Source organism: Gordonia sp. CPCC 205333 (assembly GCF_048537885.1).
Taxonomy (GTDB): domain Bacteria; phylum Actinomycetota; class Actinomycetes; order Mycobacteriales; family Mycobacteriaceae; genus Gordonia.
Genome location: NZ_JBCLVI010000005.1, coordinates 533958 through 548745, shown reverse-complemented (window position 1 = coordinate 548745; position 14788 = coordinate 533958). Strand labels below are relative to the sequence as shown.

Below are 14788 nucleotides of genomic sequence, written 5' to 3'. Positions count from 1 at the left end.
TATGCCGCTGTGGGTAGATCCATCGGGGCGCGAACCGCGCCCAGCCGTACTGAGCGCGGTCGGCGTTGTTGTCGTCGTGGTCATGGTGATCTCTGGAATTGTGTTAACGACCTGGTCGCGTGGTGGATTCGCGGAGAAGTTCACTATCACTGTGGTGTCCACCCAGATCGGGGATGGACTCGCGGAAGGAGCCGACGTCAAGTACCGCGGTTACACGATCGGGAAGGTATCGAGTCTGACGGTTGGCAGCGATGGTTCACAACGTGTCCAACTGAGCATTGACGATGGCCAAACCGCTGGGCTGACCACCGATGTTGTGCCGGTATATCGGGCGACCAATATGTTCGCGGCGACCGGTGTCGAGTTGGTGCCGGCAGAGCGACGCGGTTCCGCTCTGCGCAGCGGCGCAATTCTGACCGTTCGCTCCGCCAGCACCGCATTGGGCACAATGACCAGTGTCCTGAGCCGGCTGGGAAAGTTGACTACGCCGCTCAGCGACGCCGAAACGCTCAGGTCACTCGACAGTGTGCTGACTGACGCAGATCCTTACATCAAGCTCGTCCGCAATTTGTTGCCACTGCTGTCCGGCCTGGCCACCGACCAGCGGATCTCGATCGGGCAGGCTTTGCGCGATACGCAAAAGGTGCTTGATGTCATCAGGCCCGCCGTCGCGCCGATCTTCAGCGTAATAGATCAATCGCTCAACGCGTCGTCATATTTGGACCAGCCCACTGGACTGAACCGGACTACTACCGGAATCGATGGCTTGATCAACGGTCTGGTGAAGCCCTTGGGTCGCATCATCGGTGGGCGAAATGCCGAACCCCTCAAATCCTTGATTGGCGTCGCACTCGATTTCGGAGTCCCGATCGTAGTTTCGGTCGGCACAGTTCCCAACGCCTACCACCGACTCAACACACTCATCCGCTCGACCGGTGATGCGTTCGCGCTGCAGCCCGACGGCAAAGTGCGATTGCTCATCGAAGTTTTGTTGACAAAGGCGCCTCAGATCGCGGCGCCGTTGCTCTACAAGGAAGTTCGTGGGGGAGAACGGTGAAATCTGTACGGTCTTCGCTAATTCTGGTGTTGGTTTTCACCGCGCTCATCGGAGGTGCGATGGCGTTCATAGGCCGCACAATGATCGGTCCGGTCGCCGGCGACAAGGTCCACTATTCGGCCGCGTTCTCCGATGTCGCGGGACTCTACGATGGTGACTCTGTTCGCATCGCGGGCGTTGCGGTCGGCAAGGTGCGAAGCGTGCGCCTTGAGTCGTCGACATCGACGGCCCTGGTTGAGTTCGACGTTCAGCAAGCCCATCGTCTTGACGACAATTCACAGGTCGCGGTGCGGTACCAGAACTTGGTGGGGCAGCGGTATTTGGAAGTGATTCGGCAGGATGGATCGGGCGGCCCACAGGATCCGAATACCACTATTTCGGTTAGTCGGACCATCCCGTCATTCGATGTCACCGCTTTGTTCAACGGGGTCGCTCCGCTGATTGGTGAGATCGATCCCACCGAGGTGAATAAATTCGCTCAGAATGCGGCGTTGCTATTGCAGGGTGACGGCAGGGGAATGGCGCCCGCACTAGCTGCTATCGATCGCATCACCGCGCTGGTAAGACGTAAAGATCTGGTGTTGATCACCATGGTCGACAATCTGAATCGACTGGCCAAGCAGATCGGTGGCCGATCCCAGCGTGTGGCGAAACTGGTCAGCAGTCTTAACCAGTCGATCATGCAATTCACGACCCGGATTGAGGTGGTCAAAGAGTCGTTGGACTACGGGGATCGTGTGCTCGTCCCATTCGTCGACCTCTTGCGGACTCTCCAAGGTAGCTACGACTCGAACTATGGACCGCTCGATGCCCTACTCAACCGGGTCATTCCCTTCACCCCGGATCTCGTCCGGCTGCTAGAGGCCATTCCCGGCCTATTGTCCTCGGTCAACGACGCGGGCAAAGCGAGTGCGAGCGCCGACTTCACTTGTACGAGAGGAAGACTGAATTTGCCGGTAGTCACCAAAGTCCTCGTGGGAGGCCGCGACGTGGTGGTGTGTCGCCCATGAGTCGTCGCCAGGTCTTCGACGCTGTCAAAGACGTGATGGGTGTTGGGCGGGTGCCATCTGAGGACCGCGCCCGACGTCACCAGTTGCTGGTCGGGCTCCTCGCCACGGTCGTGGTTGGAATCGTCGCCGCGGCGTTGGGGCTGGTATACCTTCGGCCCCTTGGCTATGCCGACTACACGGCTCAATTCGCCAACGCGTCGGGGGTGCGGTCGGGGGATCAGGTGCGGATCGCGGGAATCTTGGTCGGCGAGGTGAAAGCGCTCACTGTCGACGGCGACCATGTGCGAGTGGAGTTCTCCGTCAAGAAGGATCTACATATCGGATCGGATACGTCGATCGACATTCGGCTGCTTACTCCGGTCGGCGGCCGCTATCTACAACTGATCCCCAAGGGGCGGTCGCCGCTCGGCGTTCGGCCTGTCCCGGCAGAACGGGTCACTGGGACATATGACCTCACCGCGCTCCTCGAAGAAGTGACGCCGAAAGCGGCGGCACTCGACGGAGCGAAATTGCGCGAATTGATCACCACCGTCGAAAGCGGTCTTGTTGGACAACCGGACGCAGTAGCCCGAATCCTCGACACGACGTCATCGTTGACTGAACAATTCGCCCGACGTTCGACTGAACTCAGTGGTGCACTGAAAGTATCCGACGAGTACGCACGCGCCACGGCCGCTGATCGTCAGATCCTCTTCACCCTGATCCGCAATATCGGTGAGATCGGACTCGAGTTGGGTACCCGTCACGAACAGGTGCATCGTGTATTCGCCCTGCTCACCAAGCTGTTCCAGTTCTTCGAGCGACCGCTGGTCGCCTACGCCGACAAGATAGAGCGCCCGGTGAACGACCTGGCCGATATTTTGGAACGCCTCGAACCGAGCGTGCGGAAAGTGGACTCGGCCGTTAGTGCGGTCGAGAATGCACTCGCTCGGGTGAAAGGGCTTGTCGGAGGCGACGGCGGTGGTCTGACCATCGACGACTCGGATGCCACGGTCTCCGGAGTGTCGCTCTGTGTTCCGTCTGCTTCGAGGAAGTGCTGATCAAATGACTGAACTGACGCCTGAGCGCAGACCGCGGAAAAGTCTGCGCTTGCTGACCGTCGTCATCGTAGCCGCGGTGCTGGTCGGCGGCGGTGCCGTTATCGCTTTCGCGCCGCGACTAACTGCGGAGTTGAAGACGCGCACGGTATGCGTCGACTTCGTCGATGCTGTCGGGGTGTACCAAGGCAATGCCGTGTCCATGATGGGGCTGCAGGTAGGGAAGATCGACAAGATCGAGCCTCGGACCGGTGGGGTGCGAATGACACTGTCGGTACGGCAGGATCTCCAACTTGCTGCCGATGTGGGAGCAGTTGTCATTGATTCGTCGATCGTCGCTGACCGCCGTGTCGAGTTCTCCGGCCCATACCGTGGCGGAGCGACCCTGTCACCTGGCTCATGTATTTCGGTGGACCGCACTAAGACGCCCCGGGGGGTAAGCCAGGCCTATCAGGCCTTGGATAATCTGCTCGCCGACGTGTTGGGACCCGATGGTGAACTACGGGCTGACGCAGCCGGTACTGACTTGGCCCGCCTGCTTGATATGGCCGATCGGAACTTCGCGGGCCGCGGCCCGCAGTTGGTCCAGGTTTTGCGCAATTTCGTTAGGCTGCAAGGGAATCCGACTCAAACCGATGCCGCTTTGCGGGGGATCCTCGACAATTCCAACACCCTCGCCAAGGGCACGGTCGAACATTGGCCAGAGATCGAGAAACTCGTACGCACGGTCAACGACGCAGGCATCGCTTTCGTGGGGTTCTCCGAAGAATTCGCCGAAGGGCTCAAGTCGGCAATTGTGTTGGTGCCCGTGCTTGGCCGAATCACTGGACGCTTCGGTGACCGTATTCTCTCGATCGTCGAATTCGTGACGCCGTGGGTGCAGGTATTGGCACCCTTCGCGACTCGAATCGCGCAACTGGTTGCTCAATTGCCGGGGTTGGCCAGTGTCACCGACCAAATCTTCGACAAGCGCACCGGAGCTTTGCGCGTGACCTGGGCGCCGCCCGCGGTATCCATCAAGCGTTCGGATTTATCCGCTTTGTGTTCGTTGTTGAACAAGCCGGCCGGTTGTGCCAAGCAGGATGCTGCGAAGTCGGGCCTTATTCAGATGATCCTGGGCGGTGACCGATGAATACTCCTGCAGCCCACCGATCGATCCTGCGGTTCACCATGGCGCTCATCGTCGCCTGTATTGGGCTCGTCGGGTGTGGCAGTACCGCTACTGTCAAACTCCCCGGTCAGCTCGGCGGCCCGACGTATGAAATCGAGATCGAATTCGCGAACGTTCTGAATATTCCAGACGGGGCGAAGGTGCTGCTCAACGGAAATCGCGTGGGAGAACTCAAGTCGGTCCGCCTGGGAGTCAAGACGGCGATCACACGGGTCGCGATATCCGACGGCGTCAGGCTGCCGGTGGCAATCGGAGCGGAATTGCGCCAGACCACTCTGCTGGGGGATCTGTACATCGCACTGATTCCGCCGGATGGTCGCGTTGATCAATTGTTGCCCGTCGGGGGCCGAATCCCGGTGAATCGTACTGTGCCGCCGGACAATGTCGAAACAGTGATGACTGGCTTGGCACAGTTTATTAACGGAGGCATTGTCGGGCGATCGCAGGATGTGATCCGCAAACTCAACCGCGCGCTTCCCGCTGACCCCAATGAATTGCGGACTCTCACCGAGAAGTCGGCTCGGCAGATGGTGGAATTGGGTGCCTCGACAGACACGCTGGACTCGATGTTGGCCGATGGAGGCCGGATCGTCGATGATTTGGCCAAGAATCGCGAGTCGATCGAGCGAGCATTGGTCATCGGGCCGGATCGATTCGGCCGATTGCAGCGGCTGTTCCTGACGGTGGTACAGCTGATCGCCGATCTGCGCATGCTAACCAAACCAGGCGGCGACTTGCTGGTACAACCCACATACTCGGATCTGAAGAAGATCCTGGCGGTTGCGGACCCGATGCTGATGACCATCGCCGACGGCGACCGCTCGTTGGGGCGAAATGCCCTGGCGGTGCGTGATCTGCTCGCTCAGAAGATCGCGCCGTTTCTCACCGGTCGTGGCGAGATCGACGTGCTCCGCGTCAACGACTCGAATGGCGCCTCAACACGGGTCGCCGATGTTCTACGGGCAATCGGGGTGGTGTGAATGAAGCTGCGCAAAGGCTTGCTCTCCTGCGGATGTCTCGGCTTGATCTTGGCTATTTCGTTGGCCTATTTGGCATTTCGAGTACTCGACATAAATCCGGGCCGGCAGAATGTCGAGATCGTCGTCACCATGGGCGATACGGGTGGTCTGATGGACACGTCCGCCGTCGCGATGCATGGTTTGACGATCGGGCGAGTGCGCTCAATTGTGGCCGGTCGTGACGGCGTCGACGTCACGGTGAGTATTGACGCGAAGTATGCGGTGCCGGCGTCGTCGAAGGTAATCGTGCAAAACCTGTCGCCGGTGGGCGAGCAGTATCTGGACTTCCGTCCGGACTCGCCGGCCGGACCCTATTTGGCCGATGGCGCACGCGTTGGTCGAGAACAAGTGGTCGACTCAGCGTCCGTTGGGTCGGTTCTCGGTCGTATCGACCGGCTCGGTGAACTCATCGATCCAGCCGTCATTGATCGAATGGGAGTCGTGCTCAAGTCGGTTACCGCAGACAAGGCCGCATTGAGCAGTATGAAATTGGTCGCTGAACTGATGGCGTCGACGATCGCGGACAAGAGTTCTGTGATCCGCGAACTCTTCGTCGCCGCTCAGACATTGGATATGCGACTGATGAGTGTCGACGGTCCAGGGCGTCTGCGGCCAGTAGCTGGAACGCTGCAGAACCTCGCGGCACCACTCGCTGATGTAATTCGGCAACTGAACAGATTCGGGGCGATGTCGGCTAAAGGCGATACCTGGAATAGCCAGATAGGCCCGTTTATGACCCGCCTGCTCAAGGACGTGAGCGTCCTGCTGCCCGAATTCGGTGGCATCACTGCCGCGCTCGCCCCGGTGACTGCGCAACTTCGTGGTATTCGCGTCAACGTCGGTGCATTCACTGACCTGTGGGCGCGGGCATTTCCGTCGGGTGGCCCTATGCGTGTGCAACTGACTGTCAAGTGACCCGAAGCGATTCACGACAAGAAAGGTTAGGTGATATCTAATGGCAGACGAGTCACCGCCCACTACCGAATTGGCCGATTCGGTTGAGGTGCCCGACCACGACACATCACCCACATCTGACGATGTGGAGGTGAATCGGTCTGGCAAGGATGCGGAAAAGAAGCGGACGAAGGTTCGTGTGAAGGACCGGCTCAAATCTGACCTTGCGGCGTCGGAGCAGCGCACACGCCGACTCATCCGAATGGTGGTTGGTGTCGGCGCGATCGCAGTGTTATTGCTCTGTACGACGATCGGCTTCGCGGTCGCGCGTCAGTCGGCTGCGAGCGACCTGTCGCAGCAGCGAGAATCGGTTCAGAGCCGGGCCGCCTTAGTCGAGCAGGCGCGGCAGGCCGCGGAGGGCTACGCCACGCGAGCCCTGACGATCGACTATCGCAATGCGACCAAATTCGTGAAGGGACTGTCGTCGGGTACCACCGATGCGTTCGGCAAGACATTCAGCCTCGAACCGAACGGGGCGGGTGCGCTTACCAAGGAACTTCTGGAGCAGTTGCGCATGGTGTCAGAAGGCGAAGTGGTTTACGCCTTCCTCGACGGAGATGTCACTGCTGACCGCAAATCCGGGGACCCCTGGAACTTCGTCGTGCTCGCTCGTCAGACGTCGACGACGACTCAGCAACCGGAACGCACCACGACGGCGGTAATTCTCCGGGTGGTCGTCGTGCGACTGGACGGCAAGTGGAAGGTGGCGAACTTTGCGCCTGATCCGAAGGTTCAAGGCGGCGACAACGGCGTGATACCTGGCGCGAAATAGCGTCGGAACGCCGCTTGGCGGGTTGGGAATTGAATTAATAGTAATGATGTGTCAGTATCGTTGCAGGAGGATGTGACATGACAACACCAGACCATTCGGTAGCGATCATCGGAGCCGGACCGGGCGGAATCTGCGCGGCGGTACTGCTGAAGAAGAAGGGGATCGACGACTTCGTCATCCTCGATCGCGCCGATGACTTCGGCGGCAGCTGGCGCGACAACCATTACCCGGGTCTAGGCGTGGACGTGCCCGGATTCACCTATCAATACTCTTTCGCGCGAAACCCGGAATGGACTCGACTCTTTCCGAAAGGGGGTGAGGTGTTCGAGTATCACCGGTCAGTCGCGCGGACTTTCGACCTCTACGACAAAGCGCGGTGGGGCGTCAATATCGAGCGGGAAGTGTGGGACCACGACGCCGGTCTGTGGCGTCTCACCGCCGCCGACGGCTCGGAGATCACCGCCCGCTATGTCATCTCAGCGATCGGGGCATACATTCGTGCCAAAGAAGATCCGGGCATTCCCGGATATCTCGACTTCGCGGGCAAGATCTTGCGTCCCAACTCGTGGGATCACGACTACAACCTGACCGGCAAACGAGTCGCGATTATTGGCACGGGCGCGAGCTCGGTACAGATCACGCCGTCGATCGCGCCGCAGGTCGACGCATTGGAAGTGTTTCAGCGCACGCCGGTGTGGGCATTGCCGAAACCGGATTTCCCGATGCCGGCGCCAGCTCGTCGAGTTGTCGGGGCGCCGGGGATCGGCCCGTTATTGAGCGGGATCGCGAATGTTGTCGTCGAGGCGGCACTGCGACTGGTCTATCAGACACCCCGACCGTTATTCCGCGCACTGGCGCCGCGATTCGACGACGTTGCACGACGACTTTACTCGGTGTATCTCTCTGTCGTGGTCGCAGATCCTTCGACCCGTAAGCGGCTGATGCCGGGATACGGTCCGCTGGGCAAGCGGCCGACGCTATCGAATTCATTTCTGCAGGCATTCAACCGGCCGAATGTGACACTCGTGGACGAGGCGATCGAGAAGATCGTCCCGGAGGGAATCATCACCCGCGATGGTGCGCTGCGCAGATTCGACGCAATCGTCCTCGCGACGGGTTATCACCTGTTCTCCGATCCAGAGAGCTACGTGGAGGGTACGGTGGTCGGCCGCGACGGCTTCGATCTGGGCAAGTTCTACAACGAGGAACGACTCCAGGCATACCAGTCGGTTTCGGTTCCCAAACTGCCCAACCGCTGGATGCTGGTCGGACCGTATTCGTGGATCGGCACGGGGTGGCACGAACTAGTCGAAATCTCATCGACCCACGCCACGAATATCATCGCCGAGGCTCGCCGACGTGGCGAGGAGATCGCCGAAGTGCGCGAGCAGGCTCATCGCGACTATCACTCAATGATCCGTCGCAACGACGAAAACATCGACTATTACTTCAACACTGTCAACCGCGGTCTCCGCACGTACTACGTCAACTCCGTGGGTGACATGCCATATATCCGGCCGACGAGCCTATTCGAGGCCAGGCGCGACAGTCGGACCCCGGACCTGAATGCCTATCAGTTCCACGCACCTGCCGTTGCCGACGTGGCGGGCCAAAACCATACCGACACGGAGATCAGCGCATGAAATTTCAGAGTTTCGAGACGGCGGGCGCCGTAGCGCTGGTCACCGGCGGAGCGCGCGGCATTGGCTTGGCGACGGCGCGGAAGCTGGCCGCCAAGGGAGCGCGGGTGGTGATCGCAGACCTCGAAGAAGCCGTGGCGATCAGCTCGGCAGACCGGATCGGCGGGGGTGCGATTGGACTGGGGCTCGACGTTGGCGATGCCGAGAAATACGCGCGCACAGTGGATTTGGTCGAGTCCACGGTTGGCCCGATCGACATCGTGGTGAATAACGCGGGCATCATGCCGGTGGGGCCACTGCTGTCAGAGTCCGTCGGAGTCGCGAACGCGACGATGCGGGTGAACTTCTGGGGTCACTACCATTCATTCCAGACCCTGGCGCCGAAGATGATCGAGCGCGGTCGCGGTCACTTCATCAACATCACCTCGGCGGCGGGCGCTATCCATTCGCCGGGCCTCGCGACCTATGTCTCCAGCAAACATGCCGCAACCGGATTCGGGCGCAGTGCACGTGAGGAACTGCAAGGCACCGGCGTGACCTTGTCCGTTGTCATGCCATCGGCAGTGCGGACCCAGCTCGTCGATGGCATACCGTTCAAATGGTGGGAACGCATCGGGATCATCTCACCGGAGATGGTCGCGCGTCGCGCGGTCGGCACGTTGCGTCGGCGTCCAGCCGTCGTCGGCGCACCGATCGGGACGGTGGTGGGACTGCGACTCTATCCGCTGGTCCCCGAAGCGTTGTGGCTTGCCGGACGCCGAGTGGTTGGAGCCGATCGCACGCTGGAACCGTACGACCTGGAAAAACGCGCGGAATATGACGGCAGAATTACGCGACAAGCGCAGGACGGGTAGGTAACCCGATGGCACAGAAACGTAAGCGCGCCCACGATGGTGCGACGTCGGCGAAGTCGGCGGAACGCCCCGATCACCTGGTGGCCATAGTCGGTGCGGGATTCGGCGGACTGGGCATGGCAATCGCCTGCAAGCAGGCAGGCATCGACGACTTTGTGGTCCTCGAACGCGCGGACGGCGTTGGGGGAACGTGGTACGCCAATACGTATCCCGATGTGGCGGTTGATGTTCCGGGCATTGTGTACCAATTCTCGTTCGCCAAGAATCCCAACTGGTCGCGTACCTTTCCCAAAGGGGCGGAGGTCAGGCAGTACATCGAAGGACTGGTGACCGACTATCGCCTAGATCGACATCTGCGGTTCGATCATGATGTGGTGAGCCGCCAGTGGGACGAAGACCGACAATTCTGGCGACTCGGTCTCGGTGATCACCGCGAAATCACGGCTAAGTACGTGGTCACCGCTCTTGGTGCCTTCGTCGAACCGAAGGTTCCCGATATCGCGGGTCTGGAGGATTTCACCGGGAAGGTGATTCAGACGCAGGTGTGGGACCACGATTACGACCTCACGGGTAAGCGGGTTGCGGTTATCGGAACCGGGGCGACCTCGGTTCAGTTGGTGCCTCAACTGGCAACGATGGCGGAACACTTGACTGTTTTCCAGCGTCGAGCGATCTGGGTGTTCGCGAAGCCGGACTTCCGTATTCCGCGAATCGTCGCGACCGCGTTTCGGCGTGTTCCCGCGTTGCAGAGCGTGATTCGAGGAATCGTCGCGGGCCTCGTAGAACTGGGCCTGGTCGGAATCACGGTCTATGGAAAGCAGATCGCGCCGCTGACGCTGGTCCCCAATTGGGCCTGTCGGGCCTTCCTGTTCACTCAGGTGCGGGATCGTCGACTGCGCGAAAAGCTCACTCCGACATACGGATTCGGATGCAAAAGGCCCAGCGTCTCCAACCTGTACTACAAGACCTATACCCGCGATAACGTCGAACTGATCACCGAGTCCATCGAGCGAATCACGGCCAACGGTGTTCTGACCCGCGATGGACGAGAGCATCGTATCGACGCTCTCGTCCTGGCAACCGGGTTCGAGATGTCGCAGAGTCCCGAGCCATATCGCCGCAGGCCTGTTCGCGGTCGGAACGGATTTGATCTCGCAGATTTCTACGAGCACAACCGAGCGAAGGCTTATGAGGGCGTATGTATGCCGCAACTGCCCAACCACTTCATGGTTTTCGGGCCGTTCGCCTGGAGCGGTAGCAGTTGGCATGTGATGGTGGAGAACGCGATGCGGATCACGACAAAGGTCATCGCCGAGGCGGAAAAACGCGGGGCAACGTCGGTCGCGGTAACCGACGAAGCGAATGACAGGTTCTTCGACTTCATCTCCGAGCGCGGGAAGGAGACGTTGATGCACGGCAAGGCTTGTATCAATGCGAACTCGTATTACATCGACAAGCACGGCGACTTTGGCTTCCTGCGGCCGACAACCGCTTATCAGTCAACGAGGGCCAGCAAGAACCTCCGGTTCGATGACTTCGACTTCCGACGCGGGTCGGTTGCCGAAAGTACGCCCGCGCAGACCGTGACCTTAGCGGGATTGGACTGAAGGTCCGAACCATCGAGCCGAGGTAGCGACTACGGGCTCATGCGCGTCGATTCGAGTGTTGTCCCTTGAGCTGGATAGACTTGGCTCCCATGGCCATAGGCACTCCCGAGACCTCGGGATCTGAGACGCCGCGGCGTCGTCGGGGCCGACCGCAATCGGTCGGACTCGGCGACAAACGTCGGCAGGAATTGACTGTCGCGGCATTCAAGGTGTTTTCAGAAACCAGTTACGAGGACGCAGCGGTAAGTTCCATTGCCAAAGAGGCGGGCTTCGGTCAGGGCACTCTCTATCGATATGTCGATGGAAAGCGGGAGCTGCTCGACATGGTGGTCGACTGGTGTATCGAAAAGTTGATGGATGTGATCGATGCCGATGAATTGCTCGCACTGGCCGAACAGAAACCATCTGGGGAGATGGTTCGGGACGAGATCAGACGACTGGGCGAGCGACTATATGCGTTGGTGGACGAATATCCCGGAATACTGAAAATCCTGACCGTTCAGGTCGGCACGGTCGACCGTGAGGTCAAGTACCGGCTGACCGGCCTGTATGCGACTTTGGACAGCCTGGTGAACACATTGCTCGAACGGATCTCACCGGGTGCGGGAGTAGATCCGGTCAGTGAGGTGCGCAGACGCACGGCCGGCCGGGCCATCCCTGCGCTCGCGCTGCCGGGGCTGATTCAAGTCCTTACCGGCGAAGGGGATTCGCCGGAGAGGCGAGCGGCTTATCTGCGTGCTGCGGGAAGTCTGGAACGCTACGGTGTACTGCGACGTGGGGAGCGGTAATGGATCGTGCTGACCAATTGCTCGATTCCGCGCTAGAAGAGTTCGTCGATGTGGGTTACGCGACGGTTGGGGTCAAAGAGATAACAACTCATGCGGGTGTGAGTCACGGAACCTTCTACAACTATTTCGACAGCAAACGGCACTTGTTGACCGTGCTCGTCGAGCGTGAGATGGCCGACTTTTTCGCGATGTTTGACCAGGTGAGTGCTAGTTTGCCGAGGCCGTGCGACGAGCAATCGTTCCGCGCGTCGGTCCGCGCGCTGAATGAGGGCCTGCTTCAACTGATGGTTGACCACGCCGAGGTGTTGTCCTTTATCTTGATCGACGTACCTGGGGTCGACCAAGAAGCCCTCGACGGTCACATCACGATGTTCCGCGCCGCCGCTCGGCGTGCGACGGAGATGTTGCAGGCCGCGGTTGATGACGGGATCGCAGACCCGGAATTGCACGTGGACTTCGCTGGCCAGGCCTGGATGTCCTACCTGCTCGGAATCGGCGGGCCGGTGATCGCCGACGGCAGCGACATCGGTGAGGTCGCCACCGTCGCAGACGTGTTGACTGTGCTGTTGCTCGACGGCCTGCCAGCCGTCGAATCGCTTATCTAGACGACGCGCTCGGTGCCGTCGATACCGGTGCCGACCTCGCGAACCAGCCCGCGCAGACCGAAGCGGAAGACGCGACTCATCACGGGTGTAAGCCAGCGCATCGGAAGCCATCCGATGAAGCGGGGTTTCACTCCCATTGTCCAGGTCAGCTGTGAGCCCCCTGAGGGGAGCGGTTCGACGACGTATTGTTCGCACCAGGTACCGAAGAATGGCAGCGTCGCATCTGTAGCGGTGTAGACCAGTCGGCTCCCTGGCTCCCAGACCAGAATCTTCTCGCGTTGTGCGTAGATCAGCCAGTGGTGGACGAACATCTGAAAATCGCGCACCGTCCCAGGTGCGACCTCTTCGCCGACTGGATAGCGGCAACCCCATACGCTGGGCAGCCATGACCACATCCGGTCAGATGAGACGACCTGCCAAAGGTCGTCGGCCGAAATACGCGGGTAGTCGTAGACGATATGTGTTCGAAACGGTGACGAATTGAGGAAGGACTCTATGCCCTCGTCGTACACGGGGTCAGTTGCGCGGAAACGGAATCGTGCGAATGGTTGCATCAGATGACTGCCTTCGATTTCGGCGTTGCCGGGGCAGGCGGGTTCGCAGCTATCCGGTCAAAGTTATAGTCGGCCCGCGAAAAGGAGACACTGCGGTTGCGTGACTGATAAATCGTCCACGGGCGTACATAGACAGCATCGCCGTGAGAGTTCACGAAGTATGTATTTGATCCCGCACAGTTGACCGTGAAATAGCGAGCGAGATTGGCGCCTTTGGAAACCATGTCGGCGTGAAACTCATTCTGTGCCTCGATGCTGACCTCGACACGCGTGCAACCACGGGAACGAGCTTCATCGAGGACGGCGATGATGTGGCGGGTCGCGTTTTCCAGGATGTAGTGGAATGCGGTACCGGTCCAGGAGTACGGGCCAACCAGTAGAAACCGATTTGGGAGGCCCGCGACGGCGGTGCTGTGATACGCGCGGAGTCCGTGGGTGTTGTAGAAGCGCCCCAGATCGAATCCGTCGTAGCCGATCACCGTGCCTTCGCGATATGTCTCGGGGTCGGAGAACATTTCATATCCCGTGGCGAGCACCAGGGCGTCGATCTTGTGCTCGACTCCGTCGGCGGTGACGATCGCGTCAGCGGTGATGTGGTCGATCGACGTCGTGTGTAGATCGACATTGTCGCGGTTGAAGACTGACAGGTAACCGCCGCCGAGAGTGCCGCGCGTACAAGCGGCGCCGAAGGCAGGGCGCAGTTTGTCGCGATCGGATTTGTTGCGCACACATAGCCACAGCCATAGGTTGTATAGCCGGTCACCGGCCCAATCGAATACTGTCGACCCGGCGTTGAATAGTGGCCGGGGCGTATAGATCAATACGCGCAGACCGACTTCCAGTACGGCGAGTACCGCCTCGTGGAGAAGTCCCGCGATTTTCGGTAAACCTAGGAGTCGCTGCATCCATCGCGGCGTTCGAAAATCTGGTTTGGGGAAATAGCGTTGCGGTGTGCGCTGGTAGATGTCGAGATGTTCCACGTCGGCGGCCAGAGCCGGTGCGATCTGCACCGAACTCGAACCCACCCCGATGATCGCGGCCCGCTTGTGTCGAAAGTCGTAGTCGTGATTCCACCGCGAGGGAATCAACACCTCGCCAGCGAAGTCGTCGAGGCCGGGTATCGCAGGCTTGTCTTTGGGGTTGATGTAAGCGCCGACCGCGCTGAGGACGAAACGGGCAGTGATCGTCGACCCGTCTGCGATGTGCAGTCGCCATTGATGGCCAGTCTCGTCCCATTCTTCCTTGACGACCTCCGTGTTGAGTTTCGTCTTGTGATGCAACCCAGCGTCGATCGCCAGTCCGACGTGATAGTCCTGTATCTGCTGTCCCTTCGCGAAGAAGTGATCCCAGTCGGCCTTCGGTGCGAACGAGAACTGGTAGGCGAGAAAGGGGAGGTCAGCGCCGACGTTGGGGTAGGTGTTGGCGAGCCACGTGCCACCCATGCCCGAATCACGTTCAATCAGTACGAAGTTGTCGATGCCCAGCTCCTGCAATTTGATGCCGGCGCAGATGCCGCCCGCGCCGGCGCCAATTATCGCGACGTCGAAGTTGGGTTCGACGGTTGGCGTGCTCGATGATTCGGTCATATAGGTCTCCTGATTCGCCCGACGCTCTTCTAGAATGCTGACGATAGCAGATGCACTGACGTATCAGTACTATTAATTGATTGACTGGTCAGAGGCGGTGAGTGCGGTACTTGTTTTTGTAGAACTGACATGCC

Annotated in this window: 14 protein-coding genes; 12 read left to right on the top strand and 2 right to left on the bottom strand. The window is 59.8% G+C overall.

The features are described from left to right. Nucleotide 1 precedes the first annotated feature (1 nt). From AAFP29_RS20460 to AAFP29_RS20405, 12 genes are all read left to right on the top strand, one after another. Nucleotides 2-1057 (top strand): MlaD family protein, encoded by a 1056-nt coding sequence (locus AAFP29_RS20460; RefSeq protein ID WP_419219245.1) that lies wholly within the window; start codon nucleotides 2-4, stop codon nucleotides 1055-1057. Continuing rightward, nucleotides 1054-2067 carry an MlaD family protein gene (locus tag AAFP29_RS20455; RefSeq protein ID WP_419219244.1) on the top strand — a complete coding sequence of 338 codons (1014 nt, stop codon included), beginning with the start codon at nucleotides 1054-1056 and terminating at the stop codon, nucleotides 2065-2067. Before AAFP29_RS20460 ends, AAFP29_RS20455 begins: the two co-directional genes overlap by 4 nt. Beyond that, nucleotides 2064-3107 carry an MlaD family protein gene (locus tag AAFP29_RS20450; RefSeq protein WP_419219243.1) on the top strand — a complete coding sequence of 348 codons (1044 nt, stop codon included), beginning with the start codon at nucleotides 2064-2066 and terminating at the stop codon, nucleotides 3105-3107. Before AAFP29_RS20455 ends, AAFP29_RS20450 begins: the two co-directional genes overlap by 4 nt. Before the next feature lie 4 nt (nucleotides 3108-3111). Then, a complete protein-coding gene (locus AAFP29_RS20445; RefSeq protein WP_419219242.1) occupies nucleotides 3112-4236 on the top strand; it encodes an MlaD family protein in 1125 nt (374 codons plus the stop codon). Beyond that, nucleotides 4233-5255 carry an MlaD family protein gene (locus AAFP29_RS20440; protein WP_419219241.1) on the top strand — a complete coding sequence of 341 codons (1023 nt, stop codon included), beginning with the start codon at nucleotides 4233-4235 and terminating at the stop codon, nucleotides 5253-5255. The genes AAFP29_RS20445 and AAFP29_RS20440 overlap by 4 nt, the downstream gene beginning before the upstream one ends. Further along, nucleotides 5256-6209 carry an MlaD family protein gene (locus tag AAFP29_RS20435; RefSeq protein WP_419219240.1) on the top strand — a complete coding sequence of 318 codons (954 nt, stop codon included), beginning with the start codon at nucleotides 5256-5258 and terminating at the stop codon, nucleotides 6207-6209. 40 nt (nucleotides 6210-6249) lie between these two features. Continuing rightward, nucleotides 6250-7020, top strand: a complete 771-nt coding sequence (locus AAFP29_RS20430; protein ID WP_419219239.1) for a hypothetical protein — start codon at nucleotides 6250-6252, stop codon at nucleotides 7018-7020. Between the two features lie 77 nt (nucleotides 7021-7097). Further along, nucleotides 7098-8663 carry a flavin-containing monooxygenase gene (locus AAFP29_RS20425; RefSeq protein WP_419219238.1) on the top strand — a complete coding sequence of 522 codons (1566 nt, stop codon included), beginning with the start codon at nucleotides 7098-7100 and terminating at the stop codon, nucleotides 8661-8663. Then, nucleotides 8660-9514 carry an SDR family NAD(P)-dependent oxidoreductase gene (locus AAFP29_RS20420; protein ID WP_419219237.1) on the top strand — a complete coding sequence of 285 codons (855 nt, stop codon included), beginning with the start codon at nucleotides 8660-8662 and terminating at the stop codon, nucleotides 9512-9514. The genes AAFP29_RS20425 and AAFP29_RS20420 overlap by 4 nt, the downstream gene beginning before the upstream one ends. An 8-nt stretch (nucleotides 9515-9522) precedes the next feature. Beyond that, complete coding sequence (locus AAFP29_RS20415; protein ID WP_419219236.1) at nucleotides 9523-11121, top strand: flavin-containing monooxygenase; 1599 nt, start codon at nucleotides 9523-9525, stop codon at nucleotides 11119-11121. Between the two features lie 89 nt (nucleotides 11122-11210). Further along, nucleotides 11211-11909 carry a TetR/AcrR family transcriptional regulator gene (locus tag AAFP29_RS20410; RefSeq protein ID WP_419219235.1) on the top strand — a complete coding sequence of 233 codons (699 nt, stop codon included), beginning with the start codon at nucleotides 11211-11213 and terminating at the stop codon, nucleotides 11907-11909. Next, nucleotides 11909-12514: a TetR/AcrR family transcriptional regulator gene (locus AAFP29_RS20405; RefSeq protein ID WP_419219234.1), complete on the top strand. Its 606-nt coding sequence runs from the start codon at nucleotides 11909-11911 to the stop codon at nucleotides 12512-12514. The genes AAFP29_RS20410 and AAFP29_RS20405 overlap by 1 nt, the downstream gene beginning before the upstream one ends. Here the strand turns inward: AAFP29_RS20405 and AAFP29_RS20400 are convergent. Then, nucleotides 12511-13068, bottom strand: a complete 558-nt coding sequence (locus AAFP29_RS20400; RefSeq protein WP_419219233.1) for an SRPBCC family protein — start codon at nucleotides 13066-13068, stop codon at nucleotides 12511-12513. The genes AAFP29_RS20405 and AAFP29_RS20400 overlap by 4 nt on opposite strands. Further along, complete coding sequence (locus AAFP29_RS20395) at nucleotides 13068-14654, bottom strand: flavin-containing monooxygenase (RefSeq protein ID WP_419219232.1); 1587 nt, start codon at nucleotides 14652-14654, stop codon at nucleotides 13068-13070. The genes AAFP29_RS20400 and AAFP29_RS20395 overlap by 1 nt, the downstream gene beginning before the upstream one ends. Between the last annotated feature and the right edge of the window lie 134 nt (nucleotides 14655-14788).

Bases quoted from the DNA above. Each gene is read 5' to 3' on its own strand.
- AAFP29_RS20460 (WP_419219245.1), top strand. From the start codon at position 2: ATGCCGCTGTGGGTAGATCCATCGGGGCGCGAACCGCGCCCAGCCGTA.
- AAFP29_RS20450 (WP_419219243.1), top strand. From the start codon at position 2,064: ATGAGTCGTCGCCAGGTCTTCGACGCTGTCAAAGACGTGATGGGTGTT.
- AAFP29_RS20445 (WP_419219242.1), top strand. From the start codon at position 3,112: ATGACTGAACTGACGCCTGAGCGCAGACCGCGGAAAAGTCTGCGCTTG.
- AAFP29_RS20440 (WP_419219241.1), top strand. From the start codon at position 4,233: ATGAATACTCCTGCAGCCCACCGATCGATCCTGCGGTTCACCATGGCG.
- AAFP29_RS20435 (WP_419219240.1), top strand. From the start codon at position 5,256: ATGAAGCTGCGCAAAGGCTTGCTCTCCTGCGGATGTCTCGGCTTGATC.
- AAFP29_RS20430 (WP_419219239.1), top strand. From the start codon at position 6,250: ATGGCAGACGAGTCACCGCCCACTACCGAATTGGCCGATTCGGTTGAG.
- AAFP29_RS20425 (WP_419219238.1), top strand. From the start codon at position 7,098: ATGACAACACCAGACCATTCGGTAGCGATCATCGGAGCCGGACCGGGC.
- AAFP29_RS20420 (WP_419219237.1), top strand. From the start codon at position 8,660: ATGAAATTTCAGAGTTTCGAGACGGCGGGCGCCGTAGCGCTGGTCACC.
- AAFP29_RS20415 (WP_419219236.1), top strand. From the start codon at position 9,523: ATGGCACAGAAACGTAAGCGCGCCCACGATGGTGCGACGTCGGCGAAG.
- AAFP29_RS20410 (WP_419219235.1), top strand. From the start codon at position 11,211: ATGGCCATAGGCACTCCCGAGACCTCGGGATCTGAGACGCCGCGGCGT.
- AAFP29_RS20405 (WP_419219234.1), top strand. From the start codon at position 11,909: ATGGATCGTGCTGACCAATTGCTCGATTCCGCGCTAGAAGAGTTCGTC.
- AAFP29_RS20400 (WP_419219233.1), bottom strand. From the start codon at position 13,068: ATGCAACCATTCGCACGATTCCGTTTCCGCGCAACTGACCCCGTGTAC.
- AAFP29_RS20395 (WP_419219232.1), bottom strand. From the start codon at position 14,654: ATGACCGAATCATCGAGCACGCCAACCGTCGAACCCAACTTCGACGTC.